Raw genomic sequence first — 16,169 nt, forward strand, 5'->3', positions numbered from 1 at the left:
GCCGCATCGACCGCGCCGTACTCGAACCCACTCCTTTCCGAATGGTGCCCGCCGTGCCGCGCGCGCCGAGCAGACCGAGGTTAGTCATGCATAGCCGCTGGAACGACGCCGACGCCGCCAAGATCGTCGCCGACTATGCCGCCAAAGGGGTGGAGGAGGAGATGGCGCTGCGCGTCTACACCACCCGGCTGCTGGGCAACGATCCCAGCCTTGTGCTGCATGGCGGCGGCAACACGTCCTACAAGACCCGCCGCACCGACCTGATCGGCGACACGCACGAGGTGCTGTGCGTGAAGGGCTCGGGCTGGGACATGGCGGTGATCGAGCCAGCCGGCCTGCCGGCGGTGAAACTCGCGCCGCTTCTGCGCGCCCGCGCCCTCGACGCGCTCGCCGACGAGGACATGGTGGCGCTGCAGCGCCTCAACCTGCTCGACCCGAAATCGCCCAATCCCTCCGTCGAGACGCTGCTGCATGCTTTTCTGCCGCATCGTTTCGTCGACCACACCCATTCAACCGCTATCCTGGCGCTGGTCGACCAGGACCAGAGCCGCGCGATCTGCGATACCGTGTTCGGCAACAAGCTCGGCTTCGTGCCCTATATCATGCCGGGGTTCGATCTCGCCAAGGTCGCGGCGGAGGTCTACGAGGCCGATCCGTCGGTCGAGGGCCTGATCCTCGACAAGCACGGCATCTTCACCTTCGGCGACACGGCCAGGCAGGCCTATGAGCGCATGATCCGCTTCGTCAGCCTCGCCGAGGCGCATGTCGAGACAAACGCAAAAGAGCTTTTTGCGCCGGCTAAACTGCCGAGCGAAATCGCCGGGGTCGAGGAGATCGCGCCGATTCTGCGCGGCGCGGTCGCCCAGGCGCTGGGCGAAGGCCGCTTCACCCGCTTCGTCGCCGATTTCCGGGGCTCGCATGCCGTGCGCGCCTTCGTCGACGGCGCCGATCTGGAAGATTACGGCACGCGCGGCGTCTCGACGCCCGATCTCACCATCCGCATCAAGAACCGGCCCGTGATCCTGCCGGCCCCGGATCCTGCCGATCTCGACGGTTGGGCGCGCAGGGCTCGTGAACGCGTCGCCGATTTCGTCGGGTATTATTCGGCCTATTTCGCCCGGTGCGACGCGCTCGACGACGTCGCGCGCACCATGCTCGACCCGATGCCGCGTCTGGCGCTGGTGCCGGGTCTCGGCCTGTTCGGCTTCGGCCGCACCGCCAAGGACGCGCGCATTTCGGCCGATGTCGGCGAAATCTGGATCGAGGCCGTCACCGGGGCCGAGCGACTCGGCCGTTTTACCCCGCTGCCGGAGGACGAGTTGTTTCGGCTCGAATATTGGTCGCTGGAGCAGGCCAAGCTCGCTGGCGCGACATATTTGCCGCTGACCGGCCAGGTGGCGGTCATCACCGGGGGCGGCGGCGCCATCGGCGCGGCGACCGCCAGGCTCTTCGCCGAAAACGGCGCCCATGTCGTGGTCGCCGATCTCGATCCGGCCCGCGCCGGGAGCGCGGCCAAGGCGGCCGGCAACGCCGCGATCGGCCATGCCTGCGACGTGACCGACGCCGACAGCGTGGCGGCGCTGTTCAGGACGGCGGTGGAACGTTTCGGCGGCATCGACATTCTCGTTTCAAATGCCGGGGCGGCAACGGAGGGCGAGATCGGCACGGTGTCGGAAAAGGCGCTGCGCGACAGTTTCGAACTCAATTTCTTCGCCCATCAACGCGTCGCCCAACAGGCGGTCCGGGTGATGAAACAGCAGCAGACCGGCGGCGTGCTTTTGTTCAACGTGTCCAAACAGGCGGTGAATCCGGGCGCCAGATTCGGCGCCTACGGCCTGCCGAAGGCGGCGACGCTGTTTTTGTCGCGCCAATACGCGCTCGAATATGGCGCGATCGGCATCCGTTCCAACGCGGTCAATGCCGACCGCATCCGCTCCGGCCTGCTGACCGACCAGATGATCGCCAGTCGCGCGCAGGCGCGCCAGCTTTCGGAAAAGGATTATCTGTCGGGCAATCTGCTCGGCCAGGAGGTCACCGCCCGCGACGTCGCCCGGGCCTTTCTCGACCAGGCGCTCGCCGACCGCACCACCGCCGGCGTAACCACGGTCGATGGCGGCAACATCGCCGCCGCGCTGCGTTAGCGCTTGTCGGCGGTCGGGGCGGGACACCGGCCCGTCGCGCTCCGGCCATCGCTTGAGCCCCGCGCGATCACAAAATCCTTGACGGGCCATTCGTTATATTCAATGAAATATATCGAATGACGGGATCCGGACGGTCGTTCCGCGCGTCCCGGTGATCGCTGGAGGGAATTCATGTCGCATCCGTCTCGCTTTTATGTTGCCGTCAGTGCCTTGCTCCTTCTGGCATTTGCGAGCCTGTCGGCGCTTCCGGCGCCGGCCCGGGCTGCCGACAGGGTGCTGGTCTTCGCCGCTGCCAGCCTGCGCGACGCCCTCGACGAAATCGGCGCGGCCTGGGCTGACAAGGCCGGCGCGACGGTGGCGGTCTCCTATGCCGGCAGCTCGGCGCTGGCGCGCCAGATCGAGCAGGGCGCGCCGGCCGACCTGTTCGTGTCGGCCAATCTCGACTGGGTGGATTATCTGTCAGAGCGTGGGTTGACCGACGCGGCGAGCGAACGACGGCTCCTGTCGAACCGGTTGGTGCTGATCGCGCCGAAGGGCAGCACGGCCGAGCTTGCCATCGAACCGGGCCTCGACCTTCGCACAGCCCTTGGCGAGGACGGCCGCCTTGCCATGGCCAATACCGACGCGGTTCCGGCCGGCCGCTACGGCAAGGCGGCGCTGCGGTCGCTCGGAGCCTGGGACGCCGTCGCGCCGCGCGTCGCGCAGGCCGAAAACGTGCGCGCCGCGCTGGCCATTGTCTCGACCGGCGAGGCGCCGCTCGGCATCGTCTACCAGACCGACGCCGCCGCCGATGCCGACGTGCGCGTGGTCGGTCTTTTCCCGGAAGAGACCCACCCGCCGATCGTCTACGCCGCCGCGTTGATGGCCGGGGTCGACAAGGACGCGGCGCGCGCCTTCCTCGCCTTCCTGGAGTCGCCGGCGGCCGCGGCGATCTTTGCCGAGCACGGCTTCGTGCCGCTCGCCGGCACGACGACCAACTGAACGCCGCCGCGACGATGATGGACTGGCTCGGCCTCGGCCCGCAGGAATGGACGGCGGTGCGCCTCTCGCTCAAGGTGGCGCTGTGGGCCGTGGCGGTCAGCCTGCCGTTCGGCGTCGCGGTGGCGCTGCTTCTGGCGCGCGGCCGCTTCTGGGGCAAGGCGCTGCTCAACGGCGCGGTGCATCTGCCGCTGATCCTGCCGCCGGTCGTCACCGGCTACGCGCTTCTGCTGGGCTTCGGCCGACAGGGTCCGCTCGGCTCCTTTCTCGCCGAGCAGTTCGGCATCGTCTTCGCGTTTCGCTGGACGGGCGCGGCGCTGGCGGCAGCGGTGATGGGGTTTCCGCTGATGGTCAGGGCCATCCGCCTGTCGATCGAGGCCGTCGACCGACGGCTCGAGCAGGCGGCCGGGACGCTGGGCGCCAACCCGCTGCAGGTGTTTTTGACCGTGACCCTGCCGCTGATTTTGCCGGGCATCCTTGCCGGCACGGTGCTCGCCTTCGCCAAGGCAATGGGCGAATTCGGCGCCACCATCACCTTCGTCTCCAACATTCCCGGCGAGACCCAGACGCTGCCGTCGGCGATCTACACCTTCCTGCAGGTGCCGGGCGGCGAGGGCGGCGCGCTGCGGCTCACCGCGGTGTCGGTGGCGATCGCCATGGCGGCGCTGGTCGTCTCCGAATTCCTGGCCCGGCGGGCCGGGCGAGGCGCGGGTGCTGGGTGATGTTCTCGCTCGACGTCACCCATCGCCAGGGCGCCTTCACGCTCGATTGCCGCTTCGAGAGCGCCGGGCGCCTGACGGCGCTGTTCGGCCCGTCCGGTTCCGGCAAGACGACGCTGGTCAACATCGTCGCCGGGCTGGTCCGCCCCGATCGCGGCCGCGTCGCGGTCGGCGAGCGCGTGCTTGTCGATACTGCGCGCCGCCTCGCCCTGCCCGTTCACCGCCGCCGCATCGGCTACGTGTTCCAGGACGCGCGATTGTTTCCGCATATGAGCGTCGCCCAGAATCTGCGTTACGGCGAGCGCCACATCCCGCATGCCGAACGCTATGCGCGGTTCGACCACGTCGTCGAGCTGCTGGGCATCGGCGCGCTTTTGGCGCGGCAGCCGGACGCGTTGTCGGGCGGCGAAAGACAGCGCGTGGCGATCGGCCGGGCGCTGCTGGCCAGCCCCCGGCTGTTGCTGATGGACGAACCGCTGGCCGCGCTCGACGAGGCGCGCAAGGCCGAGATCCTGCCCTATGTCGAGCGGCTGCGCGACGAGGCGGCGGTGCCGATCCTCTATGTCAGCCACGCGCTGGCGGAAGTGTCGCGCCTGGCGACCGACATGGTGGTGCTGGCCGGCGGCGCGGTGCGCGCGGCCGGTCCCACCGACGCCATCATGCAGCGCCTCGACCTGTTGCCGGAAGACGAGCAGGGCGAAGGCGGCGCCGTGCTCGACGGCGTGGTGGCCAGCCATGACGAGACGTTCGAATTGACGGTCATCGACACGGGCGCCGGCGCGCTGCGCCTGCCGCGCCTCGATGCCGAGCCGGGCAAGCGCGTCAGGATCCGCATTCGCGCCCGCGACGTGATGGTGGCGACCGAACGGCCGCGCGGCCTGTCGGCGCTCAACGTGATCGAGGGCACGATCAGGACGCTGGAGCCGCGCGCCGGCGCCGCCGTCGACGCCTTTATAGATTGCGGCGGCCACACGCTGGTGGCGCGCATCACGCGCCAGTCCGAACGCCTGCTCGCACTGTCGCCCGGCCGTCCGGTCTTCGCCGTCGTCAAGTCGGTCAGCTTCGATCGCGGCGGCCTGGCGACGTTTCGCACGACCTGAGAGGCCTCGGCGCAAGACGCATGGATTGCCCCGCCCGGCTCCATGGATTAGGACCGGGGCAACGCCGGTTTCGCGAGGCCCCCATGCCGACCCTGAGTTTGCGGATCGACCTCGACCCCGACGGCCGCATCGGCCCGGGCAAGATCGCGCTCCTGGAACACATCGCCGCTTCCGGCTCGATCTCGGCCGCCGCGCGCGACATGGCGATGTCCTACAAGCGCGCCTGGGATCTGGTCGAGGAGATGAACCGCATCTTCGGCAAGCCCCTGGTCGCCGCCCGCACCGGCGGCAAGCGCGGCGGCGGCGCCGAGCTGACCCCGGTCGGACTGGCGGTGGTCAAACGGTTTCGCGCCATCGAAGAAGCCGCCAGCAGCGCCGCCGCCGGCCATATCAGCGCGTTGCAGGCCGAAATCGACGCGGCGTGACGCCGTCCGGCCCGCCGGGCGGTTTCGAAGGCTTGACCTCGGCGCGGAAATGACCGACCCAGATCGCAGCGTCGTGCCTCGGGGATCGTCCGGCCGTGAAACTCTACACCTATTTCCGTTCCTCCGCCGCCTACCGGGTGCGGATCGCGCTCGCGCTGAAGGGGCTGGCGTTCGAGCCGGCCTATGTCCATCTCGCCAGGAATGGCGGCGAACACCGTTCCTCGGCCTATCGCGCCGTCAATCCGCAGGGCCTGGTGCCCGCGCTCGAGGACGACGGCAGCGTCATCACCCAATCGATCGCGATCTGCGAATATCTCGAGGAAAAATATCCCGAACCGGCCCTGCTGCCCGAAGCGCCCCTGGACCGCGCCTATGTGCGCGCGCTGATGGCGGCGGTCGCCTGCGACATCCATCCGCTCAACAATCTGCGTGTCCTCAACCACCTGACCGGCGCGCTGCAGCTTGGCGACGACCTCCGGCTCGACTGGTATCGGCACTGGATCGCCGTCGGCTTCGAGGCGCTCGAAGCCCAACTGGTCGCCTCGGGGCTGGCCGGACGCTTCGCCTTCGCCGACACGCCGACACTGGCCGACGCCTTCCTCGTGCCGCAGGTCTACAATGCCAGGCGTTTCGAGTGCCCGCTCGACGCCTATCCCACCATCACGCGCATCGCCGATGCCTGCGATGCGCTCGACGCCTTCCGTGCTGCCCGCCCGGAGGCGCAGGGCGACGCCGGCTGACGGTCTCTCCGCCAAAGCTCACAAAAGCGGCGCCTTGCCGACGCTTTGCGAACGCGCGATCCACGGCGTCTGGCGTCCGCCCGTGGCCTCGACCACGCGGCGCTTGAGCGCGAGATAAAGCTCGTCGAGTTCCAGTTCGCCCGAGCCGTCGCGGTCAATCCCGGGATCGCCGCGCGCCGCCATCACCGCCGCCAGCGCCTGGGTGTAATAGCCGCCGCCGGCGGCGGGGCTCTCGATGCTGAACTGCCGGCCCTTCGACGCGGCGATCACCGTGATCGAGCTCCCGCCCGCCTCCAGCAGGGCGTCGGCGGCGCCGTCATTGGTGGCCTGGCTGGCGCTACCCGAATGGCAGGCGTCGAGAAACACGAAAACGCGCGAGCGGATCGCGGCGAGCCGGTCGGCGATTTGCGACCAGGCCAGTCCGGTTTCGGCGAGCGCGTCGACCCGCGTCGCCGGCCCGGCCAGATAGAACCGTCCCTGTGCATCGCGCAGTCCGTGGCCGGCAAAGAACACAAAGACCGTATCGCCGGCGCTGGCGCGTGTGGCCAGATCGGCCAGCGCCGCATCCAGCGTGCGCGGCAATGTGGCGTCGTCGAGCAGCGGACCGACGATCTCGACCGTCTCGTAGCGGCTGCCGGCCGCCTGTCGTGCCGCTTCCGTAAAGCGCCGGGCGTCGGCGACGGCGTAGCCGAGCTGGGACAGGCCGCGCGTGTCTTCGTAACGGTCCGTTCCCACCGCGAGCACGAACAGGCGGCCGCGTGCGGCTTGGTCGACCGCGGGCAGTGAGATCGAGCGCGGCGCGCTTTCGAACCCGCGCGCATCGACGGCGACGACGCTGATCCAGCGCGTTTCGGGCGCTGTCGGCACCGCGACGCGACCGTCGTAGGCGGTGCCCTCGAGCGGCAGGGTCTCGATCAGCGCGCCGTCGCGGTAGATGCGCAGCGCCTTCAGACCGGTGGCCGAACGCGCGTCGACCGCCACATTGACCGTGCCCGCCTGCGCCGGCTCATCGGCGACGGCGGCGCCAAGACGCGGCGGCGCGGCGAGGTCGAGAGCAGCCGCCGACCCGGCCTCGGCGCGAAGCGCCTGACGCACCGCGTCCGGCTGCTCCAGCACCGCTGCCATCTGCGACAGGCTGTAGAGCGCGGGGCGGCCGACGAAGCGCATCTGGACGTAGCGTCCTCCTTCCGGTGTCGCGGTATAGCGGCCCTGGGCATCCCAGATCACGATCTCGTCGTCGACATAGCGCCCCTGCAGCACGGATGCTCCGGTTGCCAGCCGGTGCACGGCGAAGCCGCCGTCGGCGTTGACCTGCATGAAATGGGTGCGGTTCTGCGCCAGCGAAAAGCGCGCCCCGCGCGCATTGCCGGCGAGCGCCAGCGGCCCGGAGAGGCTTTCCCGCGCGAGGTCGACGACATACATTTGCCGGCCGACCGGCAAAAGCAGATGGCGGTCGCCGAGCATGGCCGGCTCGAGGCTGTCGAACTCGATCAGCTGGTGGAAGTCCTGGCTCATCTTGCCGCCGAGCGTGTCGCCGGGCGCCGGATCGCCGGCCGCGGCGAGCCTGCCGTAGCGCGTTTCCCGAGCCGATATGTCCAGGCCCGTTTCGAGATCGGCCTCGACGATCTCGCAATTCACGCCATTGCCGGCACAGTAGAAGCGGCGGTCGAACAGCAGATTGTAGTGGCGGCTGCCGCGGTCGTCGCGGACGAACAGGTCGACCTGGCTGAGCGCCAGATTGCCGACAGTGCCGATGCCCTGGCAGCTCGCTTGGGTCAGCCACGCCACGCGGCCGGCCTGCTCGAAGCGCCACAGGCCGGCGAGATGCTCGCCGTAGGGCACGCCGCCGGAAGGCCAGCAGCCGAGCATCTGGGTGATGACCGTTTCGGCCTCCGGCATTTCCCGCAGCAATTGCTGCACGCGCGGCGCGACCTCCCGCGCCTCGACTGCGCCGAGCCGCGCGCGCTTTTCGTCGTCGGTCAGGGGCAGCCCGTCGATCCGCGTGATCGCCGCGCGCACCGCATCAAGCGGATTTTTGACCGGGGTCTGGGTCGTGAACGGCATGTCGAGACGTTCCGCCACCAACTCCTCGATGCTGCGTCCGGCGGTGCGGTCGAAGGAAAGCGGCGTCGCCCCGCGCAGCAGCGATGCGGTCAGCAACGGATCGTCGCCGACATCGGGCGTGCTTTCGACGGCGATCTCGGCATGCGCGACGGCGCGTGCGGTGAGCGCGTCGACATTGTCGACGATGTCGCCGAACACCGCTTCGGGATCGTCGATATAACGCAGATGCGACGGCAGGACCGCCGCGTCCGCCGCCAGCGGCCTGGCGGCAAGGCGCCGCCCGCTGCGCCGGCGGATTTCCGCCGTCAGCGCCTCGACATGGGGTTCGGCGTCAGCGCGCCCATCCGCGCTTGCGCCGACGGGCCCCGCCGTGGTCAGCCCGTAGACTGCCTGGATCGCTTCGGGGTCGTCCGTGCCGGCCTGCGTGCGCAGGAGATAGCCATTGGCGATATCGAGGCCGACGGCATCGGTGTCCTGCAGTTCGATCAGCTTGACGGGAAGCCCGCCCCCGGGTCCGTCTCGCAGCAGGCTGATCACGTGGCCGGGCGGCTGCAGCATCTTCCACCATTTCGGCGGCACCACAAGCAGGGCGTCGCCATGGGCCCACAAAGCCGGTGGATCGGGCTCGGCCACAAGCTCGCCCGACACCAGGTCGACGACTTCGAATTTGGGCTTGTTCTTGCCTGCCGTGAAGAAGTGGCACGGTTCTCCCGGCGCCCCGCCGAGCGCGGCGACGAAGCGGCCGGTCGGCGAGAAATCGGGGCAATTGCCGCGCCGATCGACGATCTTGCCGCCGCTTTTGCGGTCGAACACCTGATAGTGGCCGTCGAAGACCCGCAATTCGTAGCGTCCGTCGCGGGACTGGATGACCCGGCGCGGGCGCGAATAGTCGTAAAGATCCTGCACGACGATCCGGTAGCGCTGCGCCTCGACCTCGAGCCTGTGCGTCCCGGTTTCCGTCAATTGCCATTCGCCGCATTCCGACATCGCGACCACCGCCCAGGACAGGCCGAACCGGCCTTCGCGGAACGGCTTGACCTCGAACCGGCCGGCTCGCGGTGCGTCGGGCGTTTGAAGCGGTACCATCGCGCGCGTCCATTTCCGCGCGAAGTCGACCCCGAGCGGACCCGGCGTTCCGCCCGGCAGCGGGATCACGCCGTCGCCGCCGAAGCGCACATCGTCGATCGTGACGACGAAAAGCCAGGCGCTGGTTCCCCGCGGAAAGGCGCGCCCGTCGCGCGACCAGCGCACCGTGACCGGATCGCCGGCCGCAATCACCGCGCCGGCCTCGATCTCCACCTTGATGCCGGCGGCGACGTCGCGTGCCTGGGCTTCGCGTTCGCCGCAGCGTTCCGCGGCCATGGCTGCCTGTCCGGCGAGCATCGCGGCCAGCGCCGCGGTCAGAAATCGAATGGGCCCCCGTGCGAGCATTTCTCCCCCCTCTGCCTTCCGGCGGAAAATGGACCGATTTGCGCGTCCGGTTCAACCGTCCTGTCCGCACCGGGCCGGTTCCGCTCCGCCAGCGGTCAAGACCCGAGGATTAGATCGGGCGCGCGCCTTCGAGGCGAACGGGGTCGACGAGCAGCCGCCTGATGGCAGGTGTCACCGAAACCAGGGGCCGCGGAAAACGCATCGCTGCCGCCCCCGATCGCGAGAGAGTCGTTTCAAAACGCGCGCGAGGTCTTCCCTTTGTCGTCTCCAGATGCAAAATTTCCGGCTGGATCATCACACTGGAGCGAGACTGCCATGGGACTCTTCGACTTCGTCAAATCGGTCGGCAAGAAAATCGGCATCGGAGGCGACGACGAGGCGCCCGACGCCGGGTCGGTGAAAAAGGAGCTCGATTCCCACGAGCTGGGCACCGAGAAGGTCGATGTCGAGGTCCAGGGTGACAAGGTGGTGCTGAAGGGCGTGGTTTCCGACCAGTCCGCCTTCGAAAAGGCGGTGATCGCGGTCGGCAACACGCTTGGCATCTCCAAGGTCGAGGCGAGCGAGCTCAAGGTGGTCGCGCCGGAGTCCGGGCTGAAGCTCGACAGTGTCGACATGACCGAGCTGGTGGCCGCCGCCGCGCCGGCCAAGGACCCGGTTTTCCACACCGTCGAGAAGGGCCAGAACCTGTGGAAGATCGCCGAGGCGCATTACGGCAAGGGCAAGGGCGCCAAATATACGGTGATCTTCGAGGCCAACCGGCCGATGTTGTCGGATCCCGACAAGATCTATCCCGGCCAGGTGTTGCGGATTCCGCATCTCGCCGAGGCCTGAACCGCCCGATCCGGTTTCGGGTTGCCAGTCGCGAAGCGGCGGAACACGGTTTCCGCCGTTTTGCGTTTGGGAAAACCCGGGGAGGCCGCGATGACGGAACTGCCGTCCGGCGTGCGCCACGTCGCCAATTATCTCACGCCCGCCGACCAGGCCGCGCTGGTGGACGATATTCGCGCCGTTGTCGCCGAGGCGCCGCTCTATACGCCCGCGATGCCGCGAACCGGCAAGCCGCTGAGCGTGCGCATGACCAATTGCGGCGCGCTTGGCTGGGTGACGGATCGCGACGGCGGCTATCGCTACCAGCCCACCCATCCCGCAACGGGTCGACCGTGGCCGTCGATCCCGCCGCTTCTCACCGCGATCTGGAACGCGCTTTCCGGCTACCCGCATCCGCCCGAGGCCTGCCTGGTGAATTTTTACGCGCCCGGCGCCAGGATGGGACTGCATCAGGATCGCGACGAAGATGAATTCGCCGCGCCCGTGCTGTCGATCTCGCTCGGCGATGCCTGCCTGTTCCGGGTCGGCGGCACCCAACGCGGCGGGCGCACCGTTTCGATCAGGCTGGAAAGCGGCGATCTCGTCGTGCTCGGCGGCGCGGGACGGCTTTGCTATCACGGTGTCGACCGTATCTATCCCGGCACGTCGGACCTGCTGAGGCAGCCGGGGCGCATCAATTTGACCCTGCGCCGCGTGACCAGGCCGAAACCGTAGCGGCGTTGCACCGTGGACCGAAACGGCGGCGGGCGCCGTCGGGAGGGCTCAGTTCCGGTAGGTCGAGCCCTCCTCGTCGAGGATCGCCTTCAACTCGTCGAGATGGCGCCGGGCGGCGGCGACCGGATAGGCGTCCATCTGCGCGGCCACCTTGCGCGCCACCGTGTCGGGCAGCCGACGCAGCGTCTTTCCGGTCCACAGCGCCTTGATGTAGGTTTCGCAGGCGCGTTCGAAATAATAGAGCCGGTCGAAGGTTTCCGCGACCGTGTCGCCGATCACCAGCACCCCGTGATTGCCCATCACCATCACCTTGACCTTGGGATCGTCGAGAAGCGTGGCGCACCGTGCGCCCTCCTCGGCGAAGGCGAGCCCGCCATACTGCTCGTCCACCACCACGCGCTCGAAAAACATCGCCGAGGTCTGGTCGATCGGCGGCAGGGTCGAATCGGCGAGCGAGGCGAGCACGGTCGCATGGACGGAGTGCACATGCATGACGCAGCGCGCGTGGGGGCAGTCGCGATGCAGCGCGCCGTGCAGGCCCCACGCCGTCGGGTCCGGCGCGTCCGGACGCCGCATCGTGTCGGGGTCCTCGGCGTCGAGCTCGATCAGGTCGCTCGCCTTGATACGGGAAAAATGCATCATGTTGGGATTGATCAGGAAACGACGGCCGGAAGGATCGAGCGCCAGCGAGAAATGGTTTGCGACCGCCTCGTGCATGCCGAGCCGGGCCGTCCAGCGGAAGGCGGCGGCCAGATCGGCCCGTTCCTCGGCGAAGGGCAGGGTCGCGCCCGTCGATCGGGCGGTCGCGACGACGCTCATGGCGTGGCTCCCGTTCGGTCCGGCTCGGCCTGCGCGGGCGCTGCGCCGCGCAGGCCGCCGGTCTCGACGATGAAGTCGACAATCGCCGCGCCGCCGTCGCCGCGCGACAGATCGGTGAAACCATAGGGTTTGCCGCTGCGCATGCGCGCCGCGTCGGCCTCCATCGCGCCCAGATCGACATTGACGTGCGGCGCGAGGTCGGCCTTGTTGATGACGAGATAGTCCGAGCGCGTGATGCCCGGACCGCCCTTGCGCGGAATGTCGCCGCCCTGGCACACCGAAATCACGTAGAGCGTGAGATCGGCGAGATCCGGCGAGAAGGTGGCAGCCAGGTTGTCGCCGCCCGATTCGATGAACACGATGTCGAGATCGGGGAACTTGCGGCTCAGGCCGGCGATCGCCTGCAGATTGATCGAGGCGTCCTCGCGGATCGCGGTGTGCGGGCAGCCACCGGTTTCGACCCCGACGATCCGGTCTTCGGAGATCGCCTGCAGGCGCGCCAGCATCTGCGCGTCCTCGGTGGTGTAGATGTCGTTGGTAACCACGCCGATCGAGAACTCCGCGCGCATCGCCTTGCACAATTTTTCCGTCAGCGTGGTCTTGCCGGCGCCGACCGGCCCGCCGATCCCCACGCGCAGCGGTCCATGCGTTTGTGTCATGAGCGGAACAGCCTCGAATAATGCGTTTCGTGCCGCATCGCGGCGATCTCCGCCATGATCGTCAGCGAGCCGAGATCGTCAAGGCTCGATGTCGCGGCGCGGCGCGCCGTGTCGGTGACGGTCTCCTCCAGGTCGGCGAGTAGCGCCACGCCCGCCGTCTGGCCGATGACGCCGAGACGGATCGCCGCCTGCAGCAGGTTGGAGGCGAAGGCCTGCAGGAAGGCGGCGACGGCCGCTTGGCAGGCAATGTCGTGGTCGCGCGCCGCAGCGGCGACGGCGACGCAATAGGCGCAGGTTTCGGGCAAAGCGTCGAGCGCCGGACAGGACCAGGCGGTCACCGCATCGCGAAACGCCGCGCCCTGCAAGGTCGATTCCAGATGGCGTTCCTTGGAACCGGCCAGTGCCTCGGCGAGCGCGTTGATTTCGGCGAGGTCGCCGCCATCCCCGGTCCGCCGCCAGGCCTCGCAAAACAACACCGCGTCGTTCCAGCCCGACCCGCGTCGCAGGACCATCTCGATCCAGTCGCGCAACGCGTCCTTGTCGGCGGCCATCCCGGCCGCAACCGCGCTTTCGAGCCCATGGCTGTAGCTGAACGACCCGACCGGAAAGCTCGGCGACAGCCAGGCCTGCAGCCGCAGCAGATCGCGCGTCACCGTTTCGCCGCCGCATCCAGATCGTCGAGGTCGCCGATCCTGAGATAGTGGAGCTCGCGGACGAGCCGGATCGTCGGTTTCAGGCCGAAAAACGCCGATCCGACCACGAAGAACCAGATCGCGACGGTCTCCACGGAGGGATAGAAAAACAGCACCGACCCGACTAGGAAAAGCATCGCGGCCGAAAAGTCGACGCATGTGTAGCCGAGTTCGTAGGCGGCGTAGAGCCGGCGATGGCGTTCGGAGCGGCTTCGGTTGGCGGGGTCGAAAAGGGTCACGGCGTTCGGTTCTCCCTGTGGCATTCCTCGTGTCCCGTTGCCACCGTCAAACGCTGCCGCAACGAGGCGTTCAGCCATGGCCCTCTTCGTGCCGGCCAGGCCCGGCCGGTTCGTGCGCATGGCTGTGCCCGTGTCCCGAATAGGCGCCGCGCAGCGGGCTGAACGGCGCGGTGATCTCGGACACTTGGGCCCCCAGCCCTTCCAGCATCGCGCGGATGACATGGTCGCGCACAATGACGATCCTGTGCGCCTCGATCTGCGCGGCAAGGTGCCGGTTGCCGATATGCCAGGCAAGCTCGCTCAGATGCAGCCGGTCGCGGCCCCGGATATCGTAGAGCGCCTCCTCGGCGGCGATGATTTCGGCATGGCGGCCGTCGTCCAGCACCAGCACGTCGCGGTGCTCCAAAACGACCGTCTCGGGAAAGTCGACCAGTATCCTGTCGCCATGGGCGAGCACGACAGTCTTGCGGCGCAGGTGGCGCTCGTCATGCGCAAGCACCGCCAGGTCGAAGGGAACCGGCCGCGCCGGATCGGCGGCGATGTCGGCGGCGCGCCGGAAATGGCTCGCCCGAAGCATCAGGATCCGCCGCCGGCGGCCTGGGCGCGCGCGCGCGCCGGCCGCGCCAGCACACGGTCGAGATAGGCGTTGACCCGGTCGGAGGCGATCGCGAATTTGGCGCCGCGGGCCCAGGCGCCGATATCGCCCAGCATCACGTCGACGGCGGAAAAACGGTCGCCGAGCGCGTAGTCGCGGTCCGCAAGACGCCGGTCGAGCGCCGCGATCTCGGCGGCGAAATCATGTGCCGTCGCCGGGCCGACATCGGCGCGCAGCGTCTCCGGCAGCAGGAAGCGGTGGCGCAGCTTGTTCCACAACGGCGCCTCGAGCTCCGATTGCAGAAAGAACATCCAGCCGTCCAGCTCGGCCCGGCCGGCCAGGCCCGGCTCCGGCCCCATGCCCTTGTCGGCGTGTTTTTCGGCGAGATAGCAGCAGATCGCCGCCGAATCCGTCACCACCGTCTCGCCGTCGACCAGCATCGGCACCTTGCCGGACGGGTTGAGCGCAAAGGCTTCGGGCGAGCGGATCTTGACCTCGACGAACTCGTAGGGCTGGCCGAGCTCTTCCAGCATCCACAACACGCGGCTGACCCGCGATCCGCGCGATCCGACGGCCTGATACATGATTTGTCGTCCTCCGCCGCGGCCCGGCCGCGTCTTGGTGTTCGGTGCGGTGCCCTATCCCGGTGTGTCGAACAGGCGCCAGATCCACGATATCTGGTAGATCAGCGCAAACGCAACGAAGGCGGCGTGAAAGACGCGATTTCTCGTCGACACCGCCACGATGCACAGGATGACGAACAGCACCGTGCGCACCATGTACTCGTTGCCGAAACGGGCGAAATGCGCCGTACCCTTCAACAGCGTGTCGACAATGTCGAGCAGGTAGGTCGACGCCAGCAGGCCGAAGAACCAGGCCCGGCGGGCCAGGAAGAACTCTTCGTAACTTTGGTAGTCCCACATCGAATCGGGAAACAGCAGCGCGCACAGCAAAAACAAAACGACCGCGTAGGATATGATGAAGAGATAGACCCCGAAGGTCCAGCTCTCGACCTTGAACAGCCCGTATTCCCACCACCAGAAATGCACCAGCATCAACAGCAGCGATGCGACCCAGGCCAGGTGGACGGGATAGAGCGGATATTGGCGCGGATGCTGGATGATGCGCGCCACGCCCGACAAAAGCCGCGCGACCGCCAGGCCCACGACCATGCCCATCACGATGCGGATATGCGGATAGATCTGGGTTGAAGAAACCGCGTCCGTTTCCATCGTCCTCGCGTCCGTTCGTCAAGGCGGCGGCCAACTCCCGCATTCGATGGAACGGCCGGTCGCGCCACTATGCGCGGATTTTTCGCGCAAAAACAAACCCCGGCGCGCGCGGGCGGCCGGGGTTCGCTCGATCGACGATCGCGAAGGATCAGGCCGCTTCGGCAACCTTGTCCTTTTTCAGCGCCTCGAGGATGGTCTGCGGCGAGGACGCGCCGTAGGGGTCGGTCTCGCAATTGTCGGAGAAGCCTTCCTCCTCGAACCATTTCTCGACAACGCCGTCATTGACGACGGCGCCGTAGCGCCAGGAACGCATGCCGAAGCCGAGATTGTCCTTGGCCACCAGCATGCCCATCTTGCGCGTGAACTCGCCCGAGCCGTCGGGAATGAGCTCGACATTCTTCAGCCCCTGCGTCTTGCCCCAGGCGTTCATGACGAAGGCGTCGTTGACGGAGATGCAGTAGATCGCGTCGATGCCGAGGGCCTTGAACTCGTCGTAGAGCTTCTCGAAATCGGGAAGCTGGTAGGTCGAGCAGGTCGGCGTGAAGGCGCCGGGCAGCGAGAACAGCACCACGCGCTTGCCGGCGAAATAGTCGGCGCTGGTCTTGTCTTCCCAGCGGAACGGGTTGGGACCCTCGATCGTCTCGTCGCGCACGCGGGTGCGGAAGGTGACATCGGGCACTTTTTTGACGGTCATCTGCAACTCCTTCAAGCAATGTCCGGCGGCGCCCGAGAGGAACCAGGCGGCATCGCACGGGACGTTTTGGGATTTCCGGCTGCCGGGAGGAGGGTGACC

Annotated in this window: 17 protein-coding genes; 8 read left to right on the forward strand and 9 right to left on the reverse strand. The window is 68.0% G+C overall.

Features of this window, described 5'->3' with window-relative positions; genetic code table 11:
- Positions 1-86 precede the first annotated feature (86 nt).
- The 6 genes from EP380_RS09230 (at position 87) to maiA (ending at position 6,103) form a co-directional block, all read left to right on the forward strand.
- Entirely contained in the window at positions 87-2,141 is a 2,055-nt protein-coding gene (locus EP380_RS09230) for a bifunctional aldolase/short-chain dehydrogenase (RefSeq protein WP_127598129.1), read from the forward strand.
- A gap of 171 nt (positions 2,142-2,312) precedes the next feature.
- Entirely contained in the window at positions 2,313-3,122 is an 810-nt protein-coding gene (gene modA, locus EP380_RS09235) for a molybdate ABC transporter substrate-binding protein (protein WP_127598131.1), read from the forward strand.
- Positions 3,123-3,139: 17 nt separating this feature from the next.
- Positions 3,140-3,841, forward strand: coding sequence for a molybdate ABC transporter permease subunit (gene modB, locus EP380_RS09240; RefSeq protein WP_106570377.1), 702 nt, complete (start codon positions 3,140-3,142; stop codon positions 3,839-3,841).
- Positions 3,838-4,938 carry a molybdenum ABC transporter ATP-binding protein gene (gene modC / locus EP380_RS09245; protein ID WP_106570378.1) on the forward strand — a complete coding sequence of 367 codons (1,101 nt, stop codon included), beginning with the start codon at positions 3,838-3,840 and terminating at the stop codon, positions 4,936-4,938. Before modB ends, modC begins: the two co-directional genes overlap by 4 nt.
- 83 nt (positions 4,939-5,021) lie before the next feature.
- On the forward strand, positions 5,022-5,363 hold the full coding sequence (locus EP380_RS09250) for a winged helix-turn-helix domain-containing protein (protein WP_106570379.1): 342 nt from the start codon (positions 5,022-5,024) through the stop codon (positions 5,361-5,363).
- Positions 5,364-5,458: 95 nt separating this feature from the next.
- A complete protein-coding gene (gene maiA, locus EP380_RS09255; RefSeq protein WP_127598133.1) occupies positions 5,459-6,103 on the forward strand; it encodes a maleylacetoacetate isomerase in 645 nt (214 codons plus the stop codon).
- 18 nt (positions 6,104-6,121) lie between these two features.
- On the opposite strand, the gene EP380_RS09260 is transcribed toward maiA, so the two are convergent.
- Complete coding sequence (locus EP380_RS09260) at positions 6,122-9,529, reverse strand: caspase family protein (RefSeq protein ID WP_127598135.1); 3,408 nt, start codon at positions 9,527-9,529, stop codon at positions 6,122-6,124.
- 384 nt (positions 9,530-9,913) lie between these two features.
- Here EP380_RS09260 and lysM point away from each other — a divergent pair, with 384 nt between their 5' ends.
- Both lysM and EP380_RS09270 read left to right on the forward strand, forming a co-directional pair.
- On the forward strand, positions 9,914-10,429 hold the full coding sequence (gene lysM, locus EP380_RS09265) for a peptidoglycan-binding protein LysM (RefSeq protein ID WP_106570382.1): 516 nt from the start codon (positions 9,914-9,916) through the stop codon (positions 10,427-10,429).
- Between the two features lie 90 nt (positions 10,430-10,519).
- Positions 10,520-11,140 (forward strand): alpha-ketoglutarate-dependent dioxygenase AlkB family protein, encoded by a 621-nt coding sequence (locus EP380_RS09270; protein ID WP_106570383.1) that lies wholly within the window; start codon positions 10,520-10,522, stop codon positions 11,138-11,140.
- Between the two features lie 48 nt (positions 11,141-11,188).
- On the opposite strand, the gene EP380_RS09275 is transcribed toward EP380_RS09270, so the two are convergent.
- The 8 genes from EP380_RS09275 to EP380_RS09310 form a co-directional block, all read right to left on the reverse strand.
- Complete coding sequence (locus EP380_RS09275; protein WP_106570384.1) at positions 11,189-11,959, reverse strand: class II aldolase and adducin N-terminal domain-containing protein; 771 nt, start codon at positions 11,957-11,959, stop codon at positions 11,189-11,191.
- Complete coding sequence (gene ureG, locus EP380_RS09280) at positions 11,956-12,618, reverse strand: urease accessory protein UreG (protein WP_127598137.1); 663 nt, start codon at positions 12,616-12,618, stop codon at positions 11,956-11,958. Before ureG ends, EP380_RS09275 begins: the two co-directional genes overlap by 4 nt.
- Positions 12,615-13,271 (reverse strand): urease accessory protein UreF, encoded by a 657-nt coding sequence (locus EP380_RS09285; RefSeq protein WP_238719790.1) that lies wholly within the window; start codon positions 13,269-13,271, stop codon positions 12,615-12,617. The genes ureG and EP380_RS09285 overlap by 4 nt, the downstream gene beginning before the upstream one ends.
- Positions 13,268-13,573, reverse strand: a complete 306-nt coding sequence (locus EP380_RS09290) for a YrhK family protein (RefSeq protein ID WP_238719791.1) — start codon at positions 13,571-13,573, stop codon at positions 13,268-13,270. The genes EP380_RS09285 and EP380_RS09290 overlap by 4 nt, the downstream gene beginning before the upstream one ends.
- Before the next feature lie 46 nt (positions 13,574-13,619).
- The gene (locus EP380_RS09295) at positions 13,620-14,126 is read right to left on the reverse strand and encodes an urease accessory protein UreE (RefSeq protein WP_127598141.1); all 507 of its coding nucleotides are present in this window, start codon (positions 14,124-14,126) and stop codon (positions 13,620-13,622) included.
- The gene (locus EP380_RS09300; protein WP_106570388.1) at positions 14,126-14,728 is read right to left on the reverse strand and encodes a glutathione S-transferase family protein; all 603 of its coding nucleotides are present in this window, start codon (positions 14,726-14,728) and stop codon (positions 14,126-14,128) included. Before EP380_RS09300 ends, EP380_RS09295 begins: the two co-directional genes overlap by 1 nt.
- A 54-nt stretch (positions 14,729-14,782) precedes the next feature.
- Positions 14,783-15,376: a hypothetical protein gene (locus EP380_RS09305; RefSeq protein ID WP_106570389.1), complete on the reverse strand. Its 594-nt coding sequence runs from the start codon at positions 15,374-15,376 to the stop codon at positions 14,783-14,785.
- A gap of 148 nt (positions 15,377-15,524) precedes the next feature.
- Positions 15,525-16,070 carry a peroxiredoxin gene (locus EP380_RS09310; protein WP_106570533.1) on the reverse strand — a complete coding sequence of 182 codons (546 nt, stop codon included), beginning with the start codon at positions 16,068-16,070 and terminating at the stop codon, positions 15,525-15,527.
- Positions 16,071-16,169 lie beyond the last annotated feature (99 nt).

This window comes from Nitratireductor alexandrii, from assembly GCF_004000215.1.
GTDB classification, from domain to species: Bacteria; Pseudomonadota; Alphaproteobacteria; order Rhizobiales; family Rhizobiaceae; genus Mangrovimarina; species Mangrovimarina alexandrii.

Excerpts from the sequence above, each read along its gene's own strand:
- EP380_RS09230 (WP_127598129.1), top strand. The coding sequence starts at position 87 with ATGCATAGCCGCTGGAACGACGCCGACGCCGCCAAGATCGTCGCCGAC.
- modA (WP_127598131.1), top strand. The coding sequence starts at position 2,313 with ATGTCGCATCCGTCTCGCTTTTATGTTGCCGTCAGTGCCTTGCTCCTT.
- modB (WP_106570377.1), top strand. The coding sequence starts at position 3,140 with ATGGACTGGCTCGGCCTCGGCCCGCAGGAATGGACGGCGGTGCGCCTC.
- EP380_RS09250 (WP_106570379.1), top strand. The coding sequence starts at position 5,022 with ATGCCGACCCTGAGTTTGCGGATCGACCTCGACCCCGACGGCCGCATC.
- EP380_RS09260 (WP_127598135.1), bottom strand. The coding sequence starts at position 9,529 with ATGGCCGCGGAACGCTGCGGCGAACGCGAAGCCCAGGCACGCGACGTC.
- lysM (WP_106570382.1), top strand. The coding sequence starts at position 9,914 with ATGGGACTCTTCGACTTCGTCAAATCGGTCGGCAAGAAAATCGGCATC.
- EP380_RS09270 (WP_106570383.1), top strand. The coding sequence starts at position 10,520 with ATGACGGAACTGCCGTCCGGCGTGCGCCACGTCGCCAATTATCTCACG.
- EP380_RS09275 (WP_106570384.1), bottom strand. The coding sequence starts at position 11,959 with ATGAGCGTCGTCGCGACCGCCCGATCGACGGGCGCGACCCTGCCCTTC.
- ureG (WP_127598137.1), bottom strand. The coding sequence starts at position 12,618 with ATGACACAAACGCATGGACCGCTGCGCGTGGGGATCGGCGGGCCGGTC.
- EP380_RS09290 (WP_238719791.1), bottom strand. The coding sequence starts at position 13,573 with ATGCCACAGGGAGAACCGAACGCCGTGACCCTTTTCGACCCCGCCAAC.
- EP380_RS09295 (WP_127598141.1), bottom strand. The coding sequence starts at position 14,126 with ATGCTTCGGGCGAGCCATTTCCGGCGCGCCGCCGACATCGCCGCCGAT.
- EP380_RS09300 (WP_106570388.1), bottom strand. The coding sequence starts at position 14,728 with ATGTATCAGGCCGTCGGATCGCGCGGATCGCGGGTCAGCCGCGTGTTG.
- EP380_RS09305 (WP_106570389.1), bottom strand. The coding sequence starts at position 15,376 with ATGGAAACGGACGCGGTTTCTTCAACCCAGATCTATCCGCATATCCGC.
- EP380_RS09310 (WP_106570533.1), bottom strand. The coding sequence starts at position 16,070 with ATGACCGTCAAAAAAGTGCCCGATGTCACCTTCCGCACCCGCGTGCGC.